Source organism: Flavonifractor sp. (assembly GCF_019422385.1).
GTDB lineage: Bacteria > Bacillota > Clostridia > Oscillospirales > Oscillospiraceae > Flavonifractor > Flavonifractor avistercoris.
On the sequence record NZ_JAHZDL010000123.1, the window covers coordinates 1 to 5417 of the forward strand.

Here is a 5417-nt window from a genome sequence, read left to right on the forward strand (position 1 = left end):
TGTCCACGTTGCCGGTGCGCTCGCCGTTGCCGAACAGGGTGGCCTCCACCCGCTCCGCTCCGGCCAGCTGGCCCAGCTCGGCGGTGGCCACGCCCTCGCCCCGGTCGTTGTGGGGGTGCAGGGAGATGATGGCGCTCTCCCGGCTGGGCAGCTTGGAGATGAAGTACTCGATCTCGTCGGCGAAGTAGTTGGGCATGCAGTTCTCCACCGTGGTGGGCAGGTTGAGGATCACCTTGTGCTCCGGCGTGGCGTGGAGGGCCTCGATCACCGCTTGGCAGATCTCCACCGCCGCGTCCATCTCCGTGCCCATGAAGGACTCGGGAGAGTACTCATACCGGAGATCCATGCCCGCGTCGATGGCGGGCTGGCTCAGCTCCCGGATCAGGTGGGCGGCGTCCACGGCGATCTTCTTCACCCCCTCCACGTCGGTGTGGAACACCACCTTCCGCTGGAGGGTGGAGGTGGAGTTGTAGAAGTGGAAGATCACGTGCCTGGCGCCGTCAATGGCCTCAAAGGTCTTGCGGATCAGGTGCTCTCTGGCCTGCACCAGCACCTGGATGGTCACGTCGTCGGGGATGTGGTTCCCGTCGATGAGGGCCCGGAGAAACTCATACTCCGTCTCCGAGGCGGAGGGGAACCCCACCTCGATCTCCTTCACGCCGATGTCCACCAGGGTGTGGAACAGCTCCAGCTTTTCCTCCACGTTCATGGGGTCAATCAGCGCCTGGTTGCCGTCCCGGAGATCCACCGAGCACCAGATGGGGGGCGCCATCAGCTGCTTGTCGGGCCAGGCGCGCTTTTCCATCTTGAGGGGGACGAAGGGGATGTACTTTTCCTGTGCGGGCTTCATGCAGATTCCTCCTGTTCTCGGGGTCAGGGTACGAAAAAACGCCCCTGACCAATCATCTGGTCAGGGGCGTATGTTTACGCGGTACCACCCTGCTTCCGCCGCCGGTTGCCCATGCGGCGCTCATGGCCTCCAACAAGGCCGCGGCCGGTAACGTGGCCGTGACGGCCCGCCCTACTGCTTGCGGTTCAGGCGGACGGCTCCGGGATCAGGATGCGCGCGGTCTCCCGCACCGGTTTGCACCAACCACCGGCTCTCTGCCCGGGAGGGGCCGCGCCTTCTTCCCATCATCACCTGTTTTGGGGATGCTGTTTCAATTATTTTATCCGACCGGGCAGGCTTTGTCAAGGGAAAAGATTGCCTGCCGGCGAAGGACGGCGATTTGACGGGAAAGGGGGAGGGGAATTTTGTAAAATTCACGTAAATTCTCATTGACGGGGTAATTTACATTCGATATACTTAGTCTGGAAATTGTAAAGGATCTGAAAAAAGAATGTAAAGATGAGGGAATAAAATATGAACGCGAGTATCGTGCTCGGGCTGCTGGGCGGCCTTGCCTTGTTCCTCTACGGCATGCAGATGATGAGCTCCGGCCTGGAGGCCGCGGCCGGCAACCGGATGAAGGGCATCCTGGAGCGGCTGACCTCCAACCGCATCCTGGGTGTGGCCGTGGGTGCCGTCATCACTGCGGTAATCCAGTCCTCCTCCGCCACCACCGTCATGGTGGTGGGCTTCGTCAACTCCGGCATGATGTCCCTGAAGCAGGCCGTGTGGGTCATTATGGGCGCCAACATCGGCACCACCATCACCGGCCAGCTCATTGCCCTGGATGTGGGCGCCATTGCCCCCCTGTTCGCGTTTGTGGGCGTGGCGATGATCGTCTTCCTGAAAAAGCCCCAGCTCCACCACTACGGCAGCATTCTGGCGGGCCTGGGCGTGCTCTTCATCGGCATGGAGATGATGGGCACCTCCATGGAGCCCCTGCGTGAGATGCCCGCCTTTGTGAACATGGTGAGCACCTTCTCCAACCCCCTGGTGGGCATCGCCGTAGGCGCCATCTTTACCGCCATCATCCAGTCCTCCTCCGCCTCCGTGGGCATCCTGCAGGCCCTGGCGGTCAGCGGCGTGGTGGGCCTGGACACCTCGGTCTATGTCCTCTTCGGCCAGAACATCGGCACCTGCATCACCGCCGTGCTGGCCGCCATCGGCACCAGCCGCAATGCCAAGCGCACCACCGTGGTGCATCTGTCCTTCAACATCATCGGCACCGTCCTGTTCACCATCCTGTGCCAGGTGACCCCGCTGGTGCCCTTCATGCAGTCCCTGACCGACAACCCGGCGGCGCAGATCGCCAACATGCACACCCTCTTCAACGTGGTCACCACCCTGCTCCTGCTGCCCTGCGGCGGGCTGCTGGTGAAGCTGGCCATGCGCATCCTGCCCGACCGGGAGGAGGATCAGAAGGAGGGCATGCACCTGGCCTTCCTGGTGCCCGAGCCGGCCCGCACCAAGCAGGAGCACCCCATCGGCCTGTCCGCCATGTACCTGACCCAGCTGCGCCAGGAGCTCAACCGCATGCTGGGCATGGCCAAGGACAACATCGCCACGGCCTTCCAGGCGGTGCTGGAGCGGGATCCCAAGGAGGTGGAGAAGGCCCAGGCCACCGAGGAGTACATCGACTTCCTGAACAAGGAGATCTCCCAGTACATCTCCAAGGGCATGGTGCGGGAGACCAACGCCAAGGACTCCTCCGCCATGAGCTCCTATTTTAAGATCACCGGCAACATTGAGCGCATCGGCGACCACGCCATGAACATCTGTGAGTACACCCAGAAGCTGGCGGACAAGCACATCCGCTTTTCCGAGGAGGCCCAGGACGAGATCCGCGCCATGGAGCAGGTCTGCCTGGACACCCTGGAGCTGCTGGAGCAGGAGGGCATCCAGCCCACCGAGTGGCTGACCAAGGTCTCCGCCATGGAGCAGCGCATCGACGACATGACCGACGAGTTCCGCCGCAAGCAGCTGGAGCGTATGCGGCAGGGCTCCTGCTCCGATGAGGCGTGCATCATCTTCTCCGAGCTGCTCACCGACTTTGAGCGCATCGGAGACCACGCCCTCAATATCGCCCAGGAGCGGGCGGGCATCGCGCCCGAGTCCACGGACGCGTAACAGTGAATCCTGAGGAGGGGAGTGCCGCCCCGGGGCGGCGCTCCCCTCCTGTCTTGCGGGGCGGGGGAGGGCCCGCCCGCTCCCCTGCGGATTTCAGAAAATCAAAAAACAGGATTGATAATCGGGCGAAAATGATGTATGATAATAAAACCAGCCTTCCGGGGACGGCGCGAATGCGCCCGGCCCGCGGCAAGGCCGCACTAGTCGGGGAGTTAGCGGTGCCCTGTACCTGCAACCCGCTACAGCAGGGATGAATCCCGGCCCCCGGAACTGCGTTGTGCCGTCTGACCCAGGTAAGCAGCGATGATGGATCGGTCCCGCGCAAGGCCGCACCGTGAACCGTGTCAGGCGGGGAACCGAGCAGCACTAAGCGGACCGCGACCTGTGCCGCGGGGTTCCCGCTCCTGAGCCGGCTGCCTGGGTAACGGGCATAGCGCAGTCTCCAAAGGCCGGTGTGCGGTCTTGCCACGCGCCGGACGCGGCGGGAGAGGGGCGAAGCGACGCGGCGTTTCCGCATCCTCCGCCCCTCTCCATTTTTCATTTGTATGTGAGGTGACCGGCTTGTACCAGGCCCTGTACCGCAAATGGCGGCCCCGCACCTTTGACGATGTGGTGGGCCAGGCCCATATTACCGAGACGCTCAAGCGGCAGGTGGCCACCGGCCGTCTGAGCCACGCCTATCTCTTCACCGGCACCCGGGGCACCGGCAAGACCACCTGCGCCAAGATCCTGGCCCGGGCGGTGAACTGCGAGCACCCGGTGGACGGCAACCCCTGCAACGCCTGCCCCTCCTGCCTGGGCATTGAGAGCGGCTCCATCCTGGACGTGCTGGAGCTGGACGCCGCCTCCAACAACGGCGTGGATCAGGTTCGGGCCCTGCGGGACGAGGCGGTGTACACCCCCGCCGCCGTGCGTAAGCGGGTGTACATCGTGGACGAGGTTCACATGCTGTCCACCGCCGCCTTCAACGCCCTGCTGAAGATCCTGGAGGAGCCGCCGGAGCACCTGATGTTCATCCTGGCCACCACCGAGCTGCACAAGGTGCCGGCCACCATCAAGTCCCGGTGCCAGCAGTTCTCCTTCAAGCGCATCTCCACCGGCGACATCGCCGCCCGCCTGGCCTACGTGGCCCGGCAGGAGGGGATGGAGCTGCGGGGGGATGCGGCGGAGCTGCTGGCCCGGCTGGCCGACGGCGGCCTGCGGGACGCCCTGTCCCTGCTGGATCAGTGCGCCGGGCCCGACCGCCCCATCGGGGAGCAGGAGGTGCTGGACGCTCTGGGTCTGGCGGGCAACCTGGAGACCGCCGGCCTGATGGAGCACATCGGCGGCGGCGACACCGCCGGCGCCCTGGAGACCCTGGCCCGGCTGTACAGCGCGGGCAAGGACGTGGGGAGCCTGCTGGGGGAGCTGTCCGCCCTCACTCGGGATCTCCTGGTGCGCAAGACCGCCCCCCAGGGGGGCGCGGCCCTGCTCACCGGCGGCTATGACGAGACCACCATGCGCCGCCTGTCCAACCAGTTTCAGACCGTCCGGCTGGTGCAGATGCTGGGCCTGCTCCAGACCACCATCGCCGATCTGGCCCGCAGCGGCAGCCGCCGCACCGATGCGGAGCTGTGCCTGATCCGCCTGTGCGACCCGGCGCTGGACGAGAGCACGGCGGCCCTCAACGCCCGGCTGAGCCGGGTGGAGGAGCTGCTGGCGGGGGGCATCCCCGCCGCCTGCGCGGTGCCGGAGAAGCCCCTGAAGCGGCCGGCCCCGGCCCAGACCCAGGCGCCGCCCCCTGCGGCGGCTCCGTCCGCCCCGGTCAGGGAGGAGGATCGCCCCCCCTGGGAGGAGGAGCGGCCGCCCCTGCCCGACGAACCGGGCGAGCCGGTTGGGTACGAGCCGGGGCCTGCGCCGCAGGCCGCTTCCCCGGAGGCGGCGGGCCAGACTGCGACCGGCGGTGCGCCCGATCGAGGGCAGCCCGCGTCCGGCGGCACTCCCGCCGCCCAGCCGGATCTCTGGCCCGGGCTGGTGGCGGCGGTGCGGAAGAAGTTCCCGGCGGTCTACCCCTTCCTGTGCAACCCCTCCGCGGTGGAGGGGCGGCTGGAGGGGGGCGTGCTCACCCTGTGGGTGAAGGACGAGTTCACCAAGACCATGGTGGGCGGCCCCCACATTCTGGAGGAGCTGGGGCGGCTGGCCTCGGCCCAGACCGGCGGGGAGGTGCGCTGCGCGGTGAAGGTGGGCAAGGCCTCGCCGCCGCAGGCGGGCCAGGCGGCGCCGGCCCCGGCGGAACACGACAACTTGGACGATCTGCTGGCCTTCGGCAGGCAGTTTGACAACATTATTATTCAGGAATAAAAGGAGTGCGACCGATGGCAAAGGGATTCAACAGCCGCGGCATGGGCGGCTTCGGCGGCGG

General features: G+C 66.1%; 2 protein-coding genes, 1 other RNA gene and 1 pseudogene. 3 read left to right on the forward strand and 1 reads right to left on the reverse strand.

All coding sequences use genetic code 11. The features are described from left to right. Window positions 1–850: pseudogene (locus QZ378_RS12025) on the reverse strand (2-isopropylmalate synthase); the annotation flags it as partial. A 513-nt stretch (window positions 851–1363) separates the two neighbouring features. On the opposite strand from QZ378_RS12025, the gene QZ378_RS12030 reads away from it, so the two are divergent. From QZ378_RS12030 to dnaX, 3 genes are all read left to right on the forward strand, one after another. Continuing rightward, window positions 1364–3016 (forward strand): Na/Pi cotransporter family protein, encoded by a 1653-nt coding sequence (locus tag QZ378_RS12030; RefSeq protein ID WP_191379453.1) that lies wholly within the window; start codon window positions 1364–1366, stop codon window positions 3014–3016. Window positions 3017–3211: 195 nt separating this feature from the next. Next, window positions 3212–3476: signal recognition particle sRNA large type (gene ffs, locus QZ378_RS12035), an RNA gene on the forward strand. Window positions 3477–3568: 92 nt separating this feature from the next. Beyond that, window positions 3569–5356: a DNA polymerase III subunit gamma/tau gene (gene dnaX / locus QZ378_RS12040; RefSeq protein WP_291258437.1), complete on the forward strand. Its 1788-nt coding sequence runs from the start codon at window positions 3569–3571 to the stop codon at window positions 5354–5356. Window positions 5357–5417: the final 61 nt, after the last annotated feature.

What these genes read in the sequence shown, in the direction of transcription:
- QZ378_RS12030 (WP_191379453.1), top strand. Translation starts at nt 1,364, where the DNA reads ATGAACGCGAGTATCGTGCTCGGGCTGCTGGGCGGCCTTGCCTTGTTC.